Raw genomic sequence first — 17,710 nt, 5'->3', positions numbered from 1 at the left:
TTAATGTGCTTTATTAGCTTTTATTATATTCATGTACTGTTCCTTTACTTTCTTTGAAAGTGTCATATCGCCCGATGCTATAATATTATTATTCTTATCGGTCAATACAGTATGTCCATTCTTGTTTCGGCTCAAAAATTTATTACGAACAAAAAACTGACCCTTAAAATCAAAATAAAAAGGATACGGAAAATTATCAATGTTTTTCTTTTCACATAGGTATTTCAATAATTCAAAATTATCCTCACTCTGTACTATTAAAATTATTGGTACTTTGTAATTCTTTATTTCCGATGCAACAAGTTTCCAATTATTGATGCTTGCTAGACAAGAGGAGCATGAAGCATCAATAAAACTATATATTTTCAATGTACTATTAAATATCTTATTACTATCCAAACTAGTTAAGGCAAACGGTTTATAAGTGATTAATGAATCGGGCTGGGTAAATTTTTCACTCTTTTTGTTGCTAATAGCAGTATCTGAACTTTGTTTATTTCCGGTATTGCAATTGGATAATGAACAAATGGTGAAAAACAAATAAAGAACTCTGTATAATCTTCTTTCTAACTTCATCAAATTAAATTTTGGCTGTAACTATATATTTAGAGATTACATCATAAGCATATAAAGACTTATCATCATCACTTATTGTAAACCCAGTCACGTATCGATCAAGATTTACTCTTTTAATTGGCTTGCCATACCAATCATAAACAAATATACTTTTTGCATAATCAATATTCTGTCCTGAAATATTATTGCCAGAGTGTAATACGTAAATAAATTTATCTGTTGACATAACTTGGGTAAATGAGTACCTGCTTTTTTCGTTATGGGTAATTAAATCTTTACCATCATGCGACTGCATCGGCAAAAATTCGGCTTTGTAATTTTCAGGCCCTTTAACCGTTATGCTTTTATGACTTTTCAAATCAAAAACTTCAATTTGATCACTTAGTCGGTGCGCCAAAACAACTTTATCATTCGTAGATTTTAGTTCCATAAATGCTTCATTATATCGTTTCCAGGCATAAAATGGAATATCTTTCGGTACACCTTCCAGTATACCATAATCAGCTAAAATTTTCCCAGAATAAAAATTAAGCTCTTGTAGTTTTTTCGGAGTTTGATAATTGCCATTAGCAATTACCGTAGAATCATCCAAAAATTGTATATTATAGTAATCTCGTGAAAATGCAAACTCTCTATAAGCTGCAGAGGTATCAGCAGTAAAGGATTTCGTTTCTATAGCGGAAAAAATAATCTTACTTAGGCTAATATCATACATCCACAGCTCATTTTTGTAAAGGCCTGCCGATAAAGATCCCAATGCAGCGCCTTTACCACGACCCTGAGGAATATATTTTCTAATGACCGACCCTGAATTTAATCCGTATTGATAAAAGAAATACCCACCTTTACCTCGCCAGTCATAAACTATCAATGATGTATCCCTTAGGTACATCCTACTTATCGCACCGTTTTCATATTTAATAAAATTTTTAAAAACGATAGCTTCAGTTGTAGGAAATTTCGAAAAAATTGTCGTGTCTTTATTTTGCTCATTTTTCGAATTACTGCAGCTAACAAAGAATATAGATATTAAAATTAGGTATTTTAGCATATTAATTAATAATAGAGTGCTTGATTAGTAAATAATTATTATATAAAATTAATTTCTTAAATTTTTCATAAACTATTACAGGTATGGTAGATCTAGTAGTTGTTTATGTTAAATTGACATTGATTATGGCCAGTAGCACTTCTAAGAGAAATAAGAGATTACAGAATTTGGCAAATATCTAAACACTATTCAATTTAGAAAATTTTGATTCAAAAACATAATGCCAAATTAATCTGCTAACATTAGGCAATCCAAGCCAACATTTGTATAAAGTATTATTGAAAAAAAGATTAATACTTTACTTCACATTAGTAAAGCATTAATCTTTAAACTTGTCTTTTATTTTACCAATATTAATTCTGGTACAACATAAAAACTTGTAATGTTTACTAGGAGCTCACTTTAAACCATAATGAGGCTTAATATTTGTAAACTACTAATTAACGCGGTGCACCAACACAATAAGATCCTGGATCAGGTTGACAACCGTATACTATGGCTCCGCTATTTGAACAAGATACACCTGACGAACCAGAACCCCAGCAATCGGTAAATGTTTTCTCGCCACCGCCATCATCACTACCATAGCTTGCCATCGCGCTCGCAATGCCCCAATTACCTTCTTCATTTTTTTCGGCATTAAGCAAGAAAGTTGCCATAAATACCAATGTAGCAAGCGCAATCATGCCAATTCTGTTAATTTTTCTTTTCATAACTTTTACTTTTAAGTGTTTATTTTACATTTTATTACTTAAATAAATATAGCATTAATTAAACAATATAATGCAATAAATAATATATTATTAATTTTAAAATGACGTAAAAATGACAAATTGTATTTTGTGGATCGTTAAATGTAATAAAAAATCAGATTTTTGTTTTTCAACTAATTGATATATAATATTTTAATTTTTCGTGTTTTAGTCTTTGTTTTAGAAGGCATCGGAAAACGAAGAGCTAATCCCTTTCAGTTGTGTTAACTTTTAAGTAATTTTTCTAGGCCTTCCAAAAATTCATTATTTTTATATAGTTTAAAAGATTTATTTTTCAGAAACTTATATGGTTGGAAAAGCCCATCTACTTTTAATATCATATTGATTAACCACAAGGAATGTATTTATTTCTAATCTATCGGATAAAGTTAATCACCACCAAACCTGTTCACCATTTTTTAGAAGAAAGATACGCTCCTCTCTCCCCCTAGTATGATTATGTAGAAGAAACAAAGCACCCTCTGGGCAGTTATTATAAGTGAGGGTTTCTGTATTGGCTCTCCTTGAACCTAAGGTGTTCCAATGTCCATCGTCCCAATACATAAGCTCATAGATATCACCGATCCGGATATTGTTGTCATCATTTTTTGGGAGAAAATGGATTTCATCTATGGTCTTTCCTGATTTAAGATCATATCCAACCCATGCACCGGAATCCGCAGGCGCATCAAAAAATGAAAGTACGTCACCATCAAACGCTTTCTCTTTCGTCTTTTCCGCTTTATCTCCATAGGAACCAGGGGTCCCGATTACGTCACCGTAAACACGGGATAAATTCCCACTTTCTTTAGTGTAGAATTCTATTTCTGCGACATTGGTGAAACTCCATGGACCACCAATATATCTTACATATCTAAACTTTTTAAGATTATTTACTTTAACCTTGTTAAATGTAACTTTTGGTAATGATTTTATAGTATACAAATCATCAGCTTTTTTAAATCCATCATCATTGGAACCCTGAAACCGACCATTAAGCATTCTTTTCGGATACTCGCGTACTTTTATAGTGTAATATTTTCTTGTTAAGGTTGCTTTTATCTTATTCTTTATATCTGCTACTATAGGATGGACTTTTCCAAGTGTATCCAGTATAAAGGGGACTGAAGCAGGAACCATCTTATTGTTAATATAGTAGGCGGGTAAATAGACTAAGCCTTTACCCATTTTTAAAAATTTGACTTTATTTCTTTCAATTAAGCCCCAATGAACAGGAATCCATTCTCTATTATTAAAAACGCATAGATATGCTATTTTTGGATACGATTTAGGCCTATTATCCAAATCAATATCCACATCACATACAGAAAAGTATTCTTCAGAAACGTCTTTTAGGTGTGGCGATTTTAAAAAACTCGGTAATGGTTCTCCAGGATTTAGGGAAGCAACACTTTCTTTTTGAATGCTATATGTTTTGCGAAATATCTTTGAACAATTAAATGTAGATTCTATGTGCCAGTCTTTTATTTTTTCATCAAAACCTAAGAATGGATATTTTTTACCTTTGTCTCCAATTAATATATTCCAGGTGTGTGAACTGTTAAAATTAATCCATTGTGGTGAAAAATCGGTTCCCACAGGGAGTCCCAACGATCTCATGAGATAGATTGTTCTCGATTTGTATTCTTCACATGATCCTGAGCGGATGTTGTCTACCAAAGTTGGAGGGTAATTTTGTAACCCATTCTGATATAGCACAATTTTACTGTTATGAATAAGGCTGTCATTAACAATCTCACAAAACCTTTCAATACTCGCATTCTTAGTTTTATTTGCATAATCATCAAGATAGTGTCCATACTTATTTCTATAATAACTGATCCAAAGTTCCCTTTTTTCATTTGATTCTGAATATGGAAGAATATGTTCACAAAAAATTTCAAATGTGATTTTATCTCGCCAGGGGGCGTTATACCATGCATTAAATGATTCATCAATATGATTAATCAAAAAATCATATGATAACGTTCTAATATCTGAAAAGATTCTTCTCTTGGGGGGAGGGGTGGCACTTCTGATAGAGTCAAATATTTTGTAAACACTATCAGTTTCAAGTTGACTTCTATTCAAAGAATCCATGATATTAAATAATTTTGGATGAACTTCTTCATATTGATGTGATGGCATATTTTCTATTAGAAAACATGCTGCCATATATTTTAAAGAATCCTTTGTCTTGTGATAATGATCAAGTACTCTTTCTAACTGAGGGCGATTGTTACCCGCAAGCTTTAAAGCTTGCTCAATAGGCATATCGCGTTTGTTACTGCAAGAAAGAGAAACTAAACATATCAGTGTGAAATATAAAAATTGTTTTAAATAAGTGTAGCTTAAAGTCATTGTCTTTCTTATTTAATATTCATGAGCATTAAAAGTTCAGTTATGGAAGTAGTAAATGGAATTTGTTTATCATCCAGCAGTTTAAGCTGTTTTTGCCTCTTGTCAAGAAGCTTAATACGATATTTATTAACCAGATAAGATTGACTAACTTTTGTAAATTGTAGTGAACTAATTTCATTTGAAAGCTTCTTTAACGATTTGCATACAACTAATTCTTCCCCATTATCTAAAAAAAACTAGTATAACAATTGTCTAATTTACAGTACTTTGTGCTGTTTTTTGAAGTCAACCGAGGAGAGCCCTGAGAGTTGATGATTAGTTTATTCATTTATTTATTGGTTAAATATGAAAGTAAATAAAATCATTTTATATACTACTAGACGAATAACTCTGTATCATAGAGTAGACAAATTATCAATATTATGAATTTAAATTAAAAATAGTTGTTAGCTGGGAGTTTTGGTAAAACTGGTTCTCCGTCACTTTTGGTCTGCGATCCGTTTACACCGGAACTGCTGAGACAGCAGGAAAGTGTAGAACGCAGTGATACGTTTAACTGTAGTTCTGTATTGGTGCGATTCCAATCTCCCAGATATCGGGATGAAAGCATAACCCACATGGATATGGACTGACGATCATATTTGTGCAAGCTTGGGGTTAAAAGGTGGTAGCCGGAAGTCCGATCTGGAACCCCATCGAACAAAGTTGAATAGGATTACGAGAGAAACCTGTGTCTGAATCATCGTAATGGCGAAATAGCGAAAGGGACTGATTACGCTATCACCAAAAGGTGCGGAATACCAGACTAATCTGAAAGTATCAAAGTTCAGATTGATACCAGTCAATTCCCGGTGAACAGCAGGAATCTAAGTTCAACGTAAAACAGGATTATGGAACGGAGTAACCACCATACCCGCTCTCAAAGGTCAAACTTTGAGCAGGCAGTCGGCCGTATGCGATGTGTATGGGGAGGGATTGTTTCAGAAGCAAATGCCCAAAGTAATGTTTGGGATAGGCAGACGGAAACACGATTATTTGGAGGATAGAGCTGCACTGTTTTCAAGCTGCAAAAACGAATCTATCGAGCCTCTTTAAACGATAACAAGAAGTCAGTAAGACAATTACAGAGATTATTATTTGCCTCAAAACAAGCTAAATTGCTAGCCGTTAGAAAAGTAACGCAAGACAACAAGCGGAAAAACACTCCCGGAGTAGATGGTGTTGCATCGCTTACGCCAGTACAGCGTAACAAATTAGCCGCCCGGCTAAAACTTGATGAAAAAGCCGTTCCGATCCGGAGAGTCTGGATAGACAAACCCGGTAAAAAGGAGAAAAAACCATTAGGCATTCCCACGATTGCTACAAGGGCACAGCAAACATTGCTGAGGATGGCCTTAGAGTGGGTATTTCAGTGAATGTCTCACTGAAATACCCACTATTGTAATCAAGCTCATTTTATAGTATTTTTTGATAGTTTTGGCGAGCTATTGATTTTGATAGCTCGCCAAAACTATATAGGAATTGATACTCTAATTGACCTAGCTTTGTGGGACCTAAGTTTAGAAATAAAAAGGGCAACAATGCCCGTATCCCTAGGTTTGAAATGCTTTTACATTAAAGGATTTGGTTATGCAAAGATTAGGATATACAGCCGATGGATATCTCTGGCAACTGGAGTACCGGGATACAGTTAAATATTTTAAAACTGCATCACATCCGTATCTGGAGGAATATGTCCGAGCAGTCTGGCCATGGTCATTGCCTGACCCTTATGGTGAAACTCGTGGGTAATGACATGCGTGAAAATGCCATAAGCATCAGTCTCAATGTATTTTTCCGGCCATTTATAACCTTTAACTGCTTGGCTTGGATTTGCTGAAAAATGTGCGATAAAACTTCCCATAATCTCATCAACTTGCGCGAATAGATTTTGGAGTTGGGACATATTTAATGGCTCATCCTGATCATAATAGGAGGGGGAGCCATTCATGGCAAAATTGCCTGCCCAGGCGATATAGGTATTGGCGATATGAACATACATATAAGAGATGGTTTTTCCCTTAAAGACAGAGAGCGGTTTCGCCATGTCAGCCATAACATTTTCTTCCAGGAACTGAAAAACGACTTGTCTGGACTGCTTAATCAAAGCATATTGCGCATAAAGTAAATCTGACAAAATTTGAGTTGCCATACTGTTTTTTTGTTTTAGTTCTATTCAAAGGTACAGTAATGCCATGTATAGTCAATTCAAAATTAATTCAATAACCTGTATAGCCATATACGGATAAGACAGAGATCGGTATGCCTAGTGTAATACTCCAACTATAGTCCAAGTATAGTCTAACTATACTCCAAGTTTTTCATAAAAAACATGAAGTATAGTTACTGTTTTATTTTTTTTAACTTTAAATTTTGTAGTACGCTAACCAAACCTTATCTTAGATCAGTTGTTTAGTTATAAAAAACATATAGATCATGGCAAAATTTGACGGAAAATTCCTGACAGGTGTAATAGGACCTGCTGTTTTTAAGAAGTATCGCAATATGCAATTGGTTACAGGCAAATCCAGGTTGACAAAGGAGAAGCAAACTGAAAACACACACAAAGCAGCAACTCAATTTGGGATCGCCAGTACGCTGGCAGAACAATTCCGGAGCGTTACAACGGAGGTCATCACAGATTTTTATGATGGAACAATGGTTTATCGCTTTAGAACGGATGTACAAAAGGCCTTGAAACAAGCATTCGACGCTCAATCTGAAACTTATCATTTTACAGCCAACAGTTTTGATCGACTCAATGGTTTTGAATTTAATGCGGATTCACCGGTAATGGATAATTTCTTTGTGCAACCTGAGCAGCGCATCGAGGGAAATATCCTGACCATCAAGTTGCCGGAAATGCATGTTTCAAAGGATATGAAATTTCCAGCAAAAGCCAGTTCATGCTTCTTAAATATTGCTGTGGGGATGTACGACCTTACTTATGGAAATAGAACGATGTGCCCGATTCAGTCGATTGAAATTCCAAATGGTTCAAAAGATAACGTTATTCCTGCGCAGGAACTTAGTTTTGAAATAGAACCAGGCTGTTTATGCATTTCTATGTTTTCATTTCAGTTTATACAAAAGACATTTTCTGGTAACCTGATCATCAATAGTAAAACCTTCAATCCTGTTGCTGTATTCAGAGCAGTAATAGCGGATGGAATAGTAGATCAGGAACAGACAGAAAAATGGGATGAGATGTCAGTTGTGAGGGATTCTAAACATTTTAATAAACCTAAAATTGAACTCAAAGCCATATCCGCCGATTTACAGGATGAATCTTTTACAATTGCGCAGATTGAGCAGGAGCATGAAAAAGTGAAAAGTGGAGCAGATTTCCCCCAGTACATTCAAGCGATCAAAAAGTTAGGGGTAGAAGAATTTGTGACCTACGTATCCGATAGCCATACCCAGTATTTTGGAAATAATGGCCATCAGCTAAGCTCCAAGGCACAATATGAACCTTTAGTCGTCGCTGCTGTAAGTCATAAGAAAAAGTTTAGGAAGTATTTAAAAATGCATCAGGCAGGGCAAACGGATTACCTTAGCTTTTGCAGGCATTGTGCAGAAACAGGGATAGATAGATGGATCGTGAATTTATCATTGATGACTTGCACTTATTATGATCAGAAAGATCAGCTCATCCTGACAGAATCGATCCCTAATTCCGAATGAGATTGATTTTAATTTGCTGTAGCTGTATAAGTGTAGTTGTCTGTTATCTGGTTTTTAGAAGATTTTTTTAAAATACAAAAGAGGTGATACAACCTCCTCAGTATTTAATTTTGTCTGGAGGCTATTATACGGCGTTTTCCACCAAATTTCAGCTCAGTGAGATTTATCATTAATTATTTCGAGAGGTTTGCTTAAATAACCTGATAAAAATATCAAAATTAATCACCTAAAACTGATAGCCAATGAAATAAAGGAAACGACAATAACAGATCATACTTCTTAAATGAGGTATTAATTCAGAGTCTCCACTTATAAATTACCACAACTACGGGGGAGAGACAGTAGATTAATGCCTATAACAAATATTGTTGTACTTTCGCAGGTGCACTGTAGCGTTATAGCTTCTATTGTAAACCCGTTCCCCAAGGCTGTGGTAAGCCCATAAGTGCGGTATTTAGAGCTCTCGCTATGGTGCACTTTCGTTTTATTAGATAAAACCCACTATAGCTTTCTATAAATCCCAAGAGACTCATTTTTGAACTTAAAAAATGAGCATATGTATACACCCGACCAATTTCTACACAAAAGACCATCAGGAACTAAAGCTGAGCTTAACGCGTTCGCAAAAGATAAATTAAAAGATTTTTTTGATATTTATCCGCTTGACGATAGTCTCGAATATCTCTGGAGAATGATCCAACAAAGTTTTTATACCAAGAGCCGCCGCATATTACCTAATGCAGAACGTGCTAATCTGATCGCTTATTACGAATATCTTCATACCCTGATTCTGGCAAGTAGCATCATTAATGATGAAATAAAAGGATCGGTTTCTCCTGCATTTGTTGAAGCTCGTAAAGCGTAAATTTAGGATTAGTAATTGCCTCAGAAGAGCGTGGATAGGCTCTCTGAGGTGTTTTGCTATTTATTTCAATATTATTTATTCGGTGCTTATTTTTGAAGGAGCAGATCCAAATTGTTTCTTAAAAGCATAAGAAAAATGTGATAAATCTTCAAAACCTAAATCGAGATAAATATCTGATGCTTTTTTCCCTTTTTGAGTAATTAGGTAATAGGCTTCCTGCAAACGCTTTTGTAGCAGCCATTTACCAGGAGTCATTCTAAACCATTTCTCAAAATCACGCTTAAAAGTTGCAAGGCTTCTGCCTGTGAGGTAAGCAAACCTATCTAAATGTACATTAAAATGATAGTTCTTGTTCATAAACGCCTCTAAATCTATTTTGTGTGGCTCACTGAAATCGAATAAAATATTCTTCAGGTCCGGGTTTATTTGAAGTAATAGCAATATGGCCTCTTTTATTTTTAATTCTATTAATTGCTGATTATTCAAAGTACCGTTATCACGATAATCTAATAGTGAGTTGATATAGGTTTTGACAGGAGCATTTATTTTTAATTCATAAACCGATTTATCTTTTGGGGTATGATCTGCATATATTCCATATTCTATACTGATTTTTTTTAGAATTTGTTGGTTGAGATAAATTGATAAAGATTTGAATTCTCCTTTTTGTGGCGGTTGCTTTTCAAATTTAATCAACTGGTTTCTTCGGATCAACCTAAACGTGCCATTACGTGAAGGATATTCTTTGCTGCTGTCATTAAGCGTTAACGAACCTGCTATAACATAACTCAATGTATGTTCAGGTACAAAATGCTCGCCTTCCCTGCTACTATTGTAGTAGCAGGAATATACGATATCCGAAGATTGTTTTTTGTTTTCCATTCAAAACACTGAGGTAAACCCAATTACGCTATTTCTTAAAATTTTATTCCTTTTACTTTTAAATATTCTTGCCCCTCTTCTGTATCCATAAAACTTTTGCTATCGCTATGGTCGGTAGAAATGCTTACAGGCAACCATTTTTCAAATTCAGCTTTTCTTATTTCATCGGCACTTTTTAATATTTGAACAGCTTCGCTTCCTAAAACCAAATGCAGGGGAGGCTCTGGATTTTCTACTAATTCAATCATTACTTGAGCTGCTTTCTTAGGGTCGCCCATAGGTATAAATGCGCCGGAACTTAAAAATGTTTTTATGCTTCCCACCGTGTTTTCATAACCTTCTACATCTTTAGCAAATGTCATAGAATCACCTGCCCAATCGGTACGGAAACCACCAGGCTCTACCGATGTTACTTTAATCCCCAAAGCCTTTACTTCTTTACTTAATGCTTCTGCAAAACCCTGCAAACCAAATTTGGCTGCTTGATACATACTTAGCCCTGCATTCCCAACCCTGCCACCAATCGAACTGATTTGTAAAATATGACCTGAACGTTGCTTTCGCATAATAGGTAAAATAGCACGGGTAATTTCTATCGGGGCATATAAATTTACCTCTAACTGGCTGCGAACTTCTTCATCAGTAAAAGCTTCGGCAGCACCCGTAATACCAAACCCTGCATTGTTTACCAGCACATCAATTTTTCCAAAGTGCTTTACTGCTTTTGCTACGGCAGTATGAATCTGTGTTTTATCGCTAACGTCAAGTGATATCGCGAGTATTTGATCTGGGAACCTTTCTATCAAATCTTTTAAATGTTCGGGCTTCCGTGCAGTTGCCACTACCTTGCTTCCAGTTGCCAAAACTGCTTCTGTCAGGCTTCTGCCAAGTCCTCTTGAACTGCCTGTAATAAACCAAACTTTTTTCATTGTTATTGAATTTTAGTAAAGCAAAGATCCGAACAAAATAGTCTTTTAGCTTTGTTATAAAGCTCAAAGTTGGTTTGCTTAGAAGGTCAAGTACAAGTTTTAAAGTTTATTTGAATTTGGCATCGATGGATACAAAGATCTAATGTTTTAGTTTTTCTATTTTACTATGAATCTTTAATGTTTCCTTTAAGGCCGCAGAGCCGTACCAGTTATAGTATGATGCAGTCATCATCTTGCTTTTAACAACCGGATCGGTGTCAACCAGAAGTTTAGCCTGTTCAATTTGTTCTACGTCAAGGATAAAGATACCCCGGTATCCAGCTTCATTTTTACCCAGGGGCCCTGCAACAACCAGTTTGCCTTCTGCGGCCAGCCGGTTGATGTTAGCCATATGGCCTTTAAAGACACTGTCTCTTATTGATTTTGGGAGTTCTAGTGTGTTACCTGTTTTAAGAATAACCAGTACATATTTTTTCATTCCATAATCATCTGCCTTCAGTTCTTTGGCCAGGGCTTCATCATAGTTCTTATTGATTTTCTGAGCATGGAGTTGGATGGAAACTAGCAAACAAAAAAAAGTAAGTAGGCAGGTTGTTCTCATACGCTTCAGTTTAATACTAAGATAAGTATATTTTTTCTTCTGCTTTATGCTATTTGGCCTACATATAACTCCATTGCGCTTGTGGATCCACTGCTGTTGTAACTGCTATTGGAGCAGTTGCAATTCCTCCTACAGGAACAACGGTTTTGAATAGCTTATCTTCTATGAATTGTGGTTCTCTTCCAGGGCTATAGTCTTTGAGATATCGGTACACGTTGATAACTCCTGATCCGAGTATCTACTAACCTCCTTTGCGTTTCCTTGCCGGTGCCGATGCAGTTGCTACTGCGGAACAAGTGGTTAATAAATTGCAAAAGGAAACTAACGCCTACCGCGAACTATCAAGTTCATTGGCATATGAAGAATCGGCTAGTTAGCCAAAATCAAATGTATAAGATTAAAGTCGTGAGACGCTTGGTTTCAAACTATTTCTCACGACTTTTTTATTGATTTAAATTTAGTTTAACCATAAAAATCATTAAGCGTTTTTTAATGATTTAACAGGTGTTTGATATTTTGAAATTGTGTTAATTAACTTAACGCCTTTTTCTTAGTATAAGCAAAGTCCCCCCAACTGCAAGTAAAAGGCCTGGAGTGATCCAGACCATGATCATTTTCATCATTGAGATAGATTCCCTACTTGCCAATACAATGTTGTCTTTTGCTTCAGGCCTTTGGGTATTTATAGGTAATTCACCATTACTAAACCATTTGAAAATTCCAGTCATTAAATTAAAATTGGCTGTTTTCTCTCTTTGTAATCCTATATTACTCATAAAGTCTGCGTCACCTGACACCAGAATACGCTGTTCATTGTTGTTTCGCTTTCTTGTCAGTGCCATCATCAGTGGTAGTGGGGCTCCTTTGCCTGTATTGTTGCCCAATGTTGCTGATACTGGGCTAATTAATATGGGCTCCACTCTAAAATCACCTTTTTTTTCTATTTCTAGTGCAGTTGAACTGGACAGAGCCACAGGTGCGTTCAACTCCTTCAATAACTTAAAGCTGCTATCTACCTGATCAGCATGGATCGCGAATTGTCCAAATATTAGATCAGGGGCATAATCTGCCGTTTGATTTATAACCATGCTTTCACTAAGAGATAAACCAATTGAAGCCAGCACAGGATTTAGCAAGGATTGCCTACCGGGCTCTCCCGCAATCAGCATATTACCACCACTATTCAGATACACCTTGATTTTATCACATGTCTCTATACTTAAGGGAACAGTAGGATCCGCCAGCACCAGTGCTGATAGGCCTTCCGGAATTTTATTATTTCGCAGATCTAGGCTAATTATATCAAATCCTTGGTTAACTAGCGAATTCCTGAAATCTTTGCTGCTTACTACTGCATAGTCCCTGTCACCTGCTTTGTCAATACTCCTTTCTTGATTACCCGTCACAAAAGCAATTTTTGGAGCTACGGTTAGCAAACGCCTGATTGCGGCTGTGATTTCCGCTTCATCAGCGTAACGTCCGGGATCATTAAAAAAACGTAGAAACGTTGATTTTCCATTGTATGCTAATCTCCTGACTAATCTGTTATCTTCTTCTTTCAGATTGATCAGCGTCCTGATTTTAGCAGGAGGAAGAAAATCATTAATATCCAAATCTAAAGTTTCTGCAAACTTCTCTGCACTTGCCTTCAGATCATCATCAGGACCTTTAACAAAGTTACGCGCTGTGCCTTTATCGGAAGAGTAATCGTAGTAGTAGACATAGCGATGTTCAAATCCAGGAATAAGCCTTTGATAATCCAAAAGCTGTACCGCATCCCTATTTCGATTTGTCGGGAGCCCAATATCCAGGTTTCCGCTTAATAGGTTTACATAAGTAGTTACGTGGAAAGGACCTTTAAGTTGTTCAACTACTCTCAGGCTATTAGGCGTCAATGTTAGAAATTTCGTTGCTGTCATATCCTTGTAATACACAAGCGATGGCCTGGAGGTAACATAGCCCAATACCAGAACGGTGAAAAATAATAACGCATATTTTCCGGTGACGTACAGGTTGGAGTTGAATGCTCTTTCTGATTGTAGGCGAAATATGCTGAGGCATAAAAAAAGAATAATGATCAATATAAAATAGATGACATCCTTACTGGCAAGCAGACCTGTGATCATTGCATGGGTTCTTCCTGAAATAGAAAGGAAGCTCGTCAGATCACGTATAAAGTCTACATCCTGTCCCACAGTTCCAATGAAACTTAATGCGGCAAAAGTGGCGAGGGTGCTAACTGCAGCAACGACTTGATAACTTGTAAGGCAGGAAAGGAATAGACCAATTGCAACATACGCACAAATAAGCAGGTATATGGACAACAACCCGGGAAGTAGTAGTGAGATATCCAATGATTTGATGGTAAAAAATCCCACCAGACAATAAACCAGCAGGATCAATATCAGTAAAAATCCATAGATCATCATCCCCAGGTACTTTCCTAAAATGATCTCCCTTATTTTTACCGGGGCAGACTGCAATAACTTAATGGAACCACTGCTGGTTTCCCTACTCATAAGACCCATGGTGAGTAGGGGTATATAGAGGTACAAATGTGCAGCAACATTACTGAAAAGTCCTTGAGAAAACACCTCAGTAGTGATCATCGGGATGTTTATTCCCATGGCAATGTTAGCCCGGCAATTCTCAAGCCCCTCGAGGAAACTAAAGGCCGACTGTCCGGCGAATATAGCGAGTGACAGCCATGCGATTGGCGAGTAAAATAAACATTTGAGTTCTGATTGGGCTATCTTATATATCTTATTCATCATTTTCGTTTTCTGTTAATTAGCATGAATGCGCCAGCGGCAGTCAACAGTGCTGGAACTAACCAACCAATGGCCAGTTTAAGCAGCATAAGTCCTTTTCTGCTGATCCGGATCTGGTTATCCTGAGCTTCTGGTCTGTCAATGTCAACAGGGAATTGTCTGTTAGTGAACCAACTGAAGATGCTCCGTCCCAAAAAGGGTGTCCCATTAGAACGGCGCATCAGTCCTGCATTACTAATGAAGTCGGCGTCTCCACTTACCAGAATACGTTGTTCCGTATTTCCTAGCTTTCTGCGGACCGCTACCATAAGAGGCGTTTTATCTCTGGCATTATTCATAATTGTATTGGCCTCAAACCCCTTCCTTGGATCGATACTTAACCCTGCCACACCCGGCATAGAAACAACTGCGTTAAATGCCGCCAGTTTAGGTAAAATAGTGTCTATAGCAGACGAACCTGGGGCGAAAGCAGCAGCGATAACTTCGGGGGAAGCATTTGCCGTATCGATCACCATTTCCGGTTTTAACGCAACGCCAAGTGACTGTAACAAGGGATTAATTAAATCCTGTTTCCCTGGTTCACCGGCAATGATTATATTTCCACCCCTGTGGATGTACTGCTCAATCTTTTCAATTTCCGTGTAAGACAAAGGATTTGTGGGATCGGCAAGAACTAGTACAGTTGTCTTTTCTGGAATTATGGATTTCTTTAAATCAACTTCCATCAGGTCAAATCCACAGTTTATCAATGCAGTCCTGTAGTCCTTTCGGCTAAAAAATGTAGTGTAACCTTTATCGCCCAACTTATAAGGACTACGCTCAACGTTCGCTTTTATAAATGTAATTAGGGGCGGGGTTGCCAGTAGGCGTTGTAAAGCATTTACCATCTCCTGCTCGGTTGGTATATTGATCATGTCGTTATAAAAACGAAGAAAGGTATGTTTTCCCTTATACGTTAACTGCCTGATCAGCCGATTGTCTTCCCCACTCAGGTCTATTCGCTTTTTGATTTCTGACGGCGTCAAAAAATTACCAATATTGAGCTTCATTGAATCTGCCATGCGTTTAGCCCCCTTAGACAAGTCAGATCCGGGCCCATTGATGAAATTCCTAGATATACCAGGATCTGTCGAATAATCGTAATAATACACATAAAGCATTTTAAGACCTGGAATGAAGCGCCTGAACCCTTCAACCGATTCCAGATCAGCGTTCCTTTCTTCAGGCATACCATAGGAAAAGTGATTGTTGAGCAGGTTTACATAAGTAGTGATCGTTAAGTCACCCTCAATTTGTTTGGCTATTTTTTGGCTGTTTACTGATATGGTCCTTGCTTTGGTTGCCGTCATATCTTTATAGTAAATAAACTCGGGCCTGGCACTTGCATACCCAAGCAAAAGAATGACAATAACAATGGTTATATACTTGCCCGCGACGTAAAAGAAAGATTTTCGCTCCAGGACGGACTGTAAACGGAAGAGACTAAAACAAAGAAACAGAATAATGATCAGGAGGTAGTAAAAGACATCCCTGCTGGTCAACATTCCGGCTATCATGATATTCGATTTGGATTGTATAGACAAAAAACTAGTAATGTCTCTCAATATGTCAATGTCTTTCCATACCCGGCCGATATATTGTAAGCCCGCCAGTACCAGCAGTGTACCAATTGCTGCGACAACTTGATAAGAGGTAAGTGTAGACAGAAATAGCCCAATTGCGGAGAAGGTACACATGAGCAGGAACAAGCCAATTAGCCCTGAAATAACAAGGGTGTAATCCATGTCTTTGATCGCAATATTGCCGGCCAATACGTATAACAATAGCAGACATAGCAATAAAAATGAATAGATAACCATTGCCAGATATTTTCCGAGAATGATCTCTCTTGTCTTAACAGGAGAAGATAGCAATAATTTGATTGATCCGCTACTGGTTTCACGACTCATCAAACCCATTGTTAGCAACGGGAAATACAAATAAAGATGAGCTAGGGATTTGGTGAAAAGTCCGAAGATTCCACTATAGACTTCGGCGGTAATCATAGACATATTGTCCCCTAACAACAACTGCTTTCTCAAAGAACTAATCAGTTCAAAAAAGTTAATGCCGTTATGAACAGTAAATATGATCAGCACCAGCCAGGCAATGGGAGAGTAGAATAAAACTTTCAGCTCTGCCCCGGCAATTTTAAGGATTTTATTCATGGTTCCGGGATTTGGCTTTGTTGGATAGTTGGGCAAATATTTCTTCCATTGAACTTTTTTCGAGTATGAGTTCTTTCAGGTGCCAGTCCTGTTGCACACTTTGCTCAATAATTTTTTCAGAAATAGGATTGCCTGGCTTGAACCTTATCCTAAGGCTTTGGTCTGAAATCCATTCAACCCCAGAAATCCCCGGAATCTGCATTAAAGCATCAGTAGCTGGTGGATTTTGCATATGAACCAACATCGCATCCGGTTCAATGTAATTATTGAAAGCTTCAATCGTATCAGCAAATACCATTTTCCCTTTTTCAATCATTCTGATCTTTTTACAGGTGGCCTGAACTTCTGAAAGAATGTGTGTGGAGAAGATCACCGATCTCTCTTCTGCGATTTCTTTAATGAGTTTTCTTACTTCTAAAATCTGATTCGGATCAAGCCCGTTGGTAGGCTCATCCAGTACCACCAATTTCGGCTTATGGATGATAGCCTGGGCAATACCTACACGTTGGCGATACCCCCCGGAGAGGTTGCTGAGCAATCGTTTACTAAAATGGGTCACGCCACATTTTTCCTTTACCTCTTCCACAGCCTTTCTAATATTCTTTTTGTCTATATCCCGCAGATGTGCACAATAGTTCAGGTATTCATCTACAGTAAAATCATAATACAAAGGTGCACTCTGAGGAAGAAAGCCCAATAAGCGTTTTGTTGATTCCGGGTTTTCAGCCAGATCCATTCCATCTATGAATACTTTGCCTGAAGTTTGTTTCAGCACCCCGCAAAGGATATTCATCGTGGTGGATTTGCCGGCTCCATTTGATCCAAGCAAGCCCAATACACCAACCTCGTCAATTTCGAAATTGATATCCTGAATTGCCCAGTCTTTGCCATAGCGGTGTGACAGGTGTTCAATCCTTACTAAACTTTTATTCATTTTTTCTTTTGTTTTATTTTAAAATTCAAAACATACCTGTCTCATCGCCTTCCGGATT

The 17,710-nt window shown here is 37.1% G+C and carries 17 protein-coding genes and 1 pseudogene; 4 read left to right on the top strand and 14 right to left on the bottom strand.

Features of this window, described 5'->3' with window-relative positions; translation table 11 throughout:
* From EZ444_RS11335 to EZ444_RS27205, 6 genes and pseudogenes are all read right to left on the bottom strand, one after another.
* Entirely contained in the window at positions 1 to 576 is a 576-nt protein-coding gene (locus EZ444_RS11335) for a hypothetical protein (RefSeq protein ID WP_131608858.1), read from the bottom strand.
* A gap of 4 nt (positions 577 to 580) precedes the next feature.
* Complete coding sequence (locus EZ444_RS11330) at positions 581 to 1,627, bottom strand: BF3164 family lipoprotein (protein WP_131608857.1); 1,047 nt, start codon at positions 1,625 to 1,627, stop codon at positions 581 to 583.
* Between the two features lie 440 nt (positions 1,628 to 2,067).
* Positions 2,068 to 2,340, bottom strand: a complete 273-nt coding sequence (locus EZ444_RS11325) for a hypothetical protein (protein ID WP_131608856.1) — start codon at positions 2,338 to 2,340, stop codon at positions 2,068 to 2,070.
* A gap of 432 nt (positions 2,341 to 2,772) precedes the next feature.
* Complete coding sequence (locus EZ444_RS11320; RefSeq protein ID WP_131608855.1) at positions 2,773 to 4,740, bottom strand: discoidin domain-containing protein; 1,968 nt, start codon at positions 4,738 to 4,740, stop codon at positions 2,773 to 2,775.
* An 8-nt stretch (positions 4,741 to 4,748) separates the two neighbouring features.
* Positions 4,749 to 4,949, bottom strand: a pseudogene (locus tag EZ444_RS27855) (LytTR family transcriptional regulator DNA-binding domain-containing protein); the annotation flags it as partial.
* A 224-nt stretch (positions 4,950 to 5,173) separates the two neighbouring features.
* A complete protein-coding gene (locus EZ444_RS27205; RefSeq protein ID WP_165503593.1) occupies positions 5,174 to 5,350 on the bottom strand; it encodes a hypothetical protein in 177 nt (58 codons plus the stop codon).
* A gap of 280 nt (positions 5,351 to 5,630) precedes the next feature.
* Here EZ444_RS27205 and EZ444_RS27390 point away from each other — a divergent pair, with 280 nt between their 5' ends.
* Together EZ444_RS27390 and EZ444_RS11310 are read left to right on the top strand one after the other, a co-directional pair.
* Complete coding sequence (locus EZ444_RS27390) at positions 5,631 to 5,786, top strand: hypothetical protein (protein WP_205945258.1); 156 nt, start codon at positions 5,631 to 5,633, stop codon at positions 5,784 to 5,786.
* 18 nt (positions 5,787 to 5,804) lie between these two features.
* Positions 5,805 to 6,155, top strand: a complete 351-nt coding sequence (locus EZ444_RS11310) for a reverse transcriptase N-terminal domain-containing protein (protein WP_131608854.1) — start codon at positions 5,805 to 5,807, stop codon at positions 6,153 to 6,155.
* Positions 6,156 to 6,439: 284 nt separating this feature from the next.
* On the opposite strand, the gene EZ444_RS11305 is transcribed toward EZ444_RS11310, so the two are convergent.
* Positions 6,440 to 6,931 carry a DinB family protein gene (locus tag EZ444_RS11305; protein ID WP_131608853.1) on the bottom strand — a complete coding sequence of 164 codons (492 nt, stop codon included), beginning with the start codon at positions 6,929 to 6,931 and terminating at the stop codon, positions 6,440 to 6,442.
* A 284-nt stretch (positions 6,932 to 7,215) separates the two neighbouring features.
* On the opposite strand from EZ444_RS11305, the gene EZ444_RS27620 reads away from it, so the two are divergent.
* Positions 7,216 to 8,463 carry a DUF1398 domain-containing protein gene (locus EZ444_RS27620; protein ID WP_225874699.1) on the top strand — a complete coding sequence of 416 codons (1,248 nt, stop codon included), beginning with the start codon at positions 7,216 to 7,218 and terminating at the stop codon, positions 8,461 to 8,463.
* Positions 8,464 to 9,019: 556 nt separating this feature from the next.
* Complete coding sequence (locus tag EZ444_RS11295; RefSeq protein ID WP_131608852.1) at positions 9,020 to 9,328, top strand: hypothetical protein; 309 nt, start codon at positions 9,020 to 9,022, stop codon at positions 9,326 to 9,328.
* A gap of 75 nt (positions 9,329 to 9,403) precedes the next feature.
* On the opposite strand, the gene EZ444_RS11290 is transcribed toward EZ444_RS11295, so the two are convergent.
* The 7 genes from EZ444_RS11290 to EZ444_RS11260 form a co-directional block, all read right to left on the bottom strand.
* Positions 9,404 to 10,210: a helix-turn-helix domain-containing protein gene (locus EZ444_RS11290; RefSeq protein WP_131608851.1), complete on the bottom strand. Its 807-nt coding sequence runs from the start codon at positions 10,208 to 10,210 to the stop codon at positions 9,404 to 9,406.
* A 35-nt stretch (positions 10,211 to 10,245) separates the two neighbouring features.
* Complete coding sequence (locus EZ444_RS11285) at positions 10,246 to 11,139, bottom strand: oxidoreductase (RefSeq protein ID WP_131608850.1); 894 nt, start codon at positions 11,137 to 11,139, stop codon at positions 10,246 to 10,248.
* A gap of 139 nt (positions 11,140 to 11,278) precedes the next feature.
* A complete protein-coding gene (locus EZ444_RS11280; RefSeq protein WP_131608849.1) occupies positions 11,279 to 11,740 on the bottom strand; it encodes a YciI family protein in 462 nt (153 codons plus the stop codon).
* 58 nt (positions 11,741 to 11,798) lie between these two features.
* The gene (locus tag EZ444_RS27200; RefSeq protein WP_165503592.1) at positions 11,799 to 11,954 is read right to left on the bottom strand and encodes a hypothetical protein; all 156 of its coding nucleotides are present in this window, start codon (positions 11,952 to 11,954) and stop codon (positions 11,799 to 11,801) included.
* Between the two features lie 322 nt (positions 11,955 to 12,276).
* Positions 12,277 to 14,514: a Gldg family protein gene (locus tag EZ444_RS11270; protein ID WP_131608848.1), complete on the bottom strand. Its 2,238-nt coding sequence runs from the start codon at positions 14,512 to 14,514 to the stop codon at positions 12,277 to 12,279.
* Positions 14,511 to 16,718 (bottom strand): Gldg family protein, encoded by a 2,208-nt coding sequence (locus EZ444_RS11265; RefSeq protein WP_131608847.1) that lies wholly within the window; start codon positions 16,716 to 16,718, stop codon positions 14,511 to 14,513. Before EZ444_RS11265 ends, EZ444_RS11270 begins: the two co-directional genes overlap by 4 nt.
* Positions 16,711 to 17,652 carry an ABC transporter ATP-binding protein gene (locus tag EZ444_RS11260; protein WP_131608846.1) on the bottom strand — a complete coding sequence of 314 codons (942 nt, stop codon included), beginning with the start codon at positions 17,650 to 17,652 and terminating at the stop codon, positions 16,711 to 16,713. The genes EZ444_RS11265 and EZ444_RS11260 overlap by 8 nt, the downstream gene beginning before the upstream one ends.
* Positions 17,653 to 17,710: the final 58 nt, after the last annotated feature.

Source organism: Pedobacter hiemivivus, assembly GCF_004331685.1.
GTDB lineage: Bacteria > Bacteroidota > Bacteroidia > Sphingobacteriales > Sphingobacteriaceae > Pedobacter > Pedobacter hiemivivus.
The sequence above is the reverse complement of the archived record's forward strand: the minus strand, read 5'-3'. Positions and strand labels throughout refer to the sequence as shown.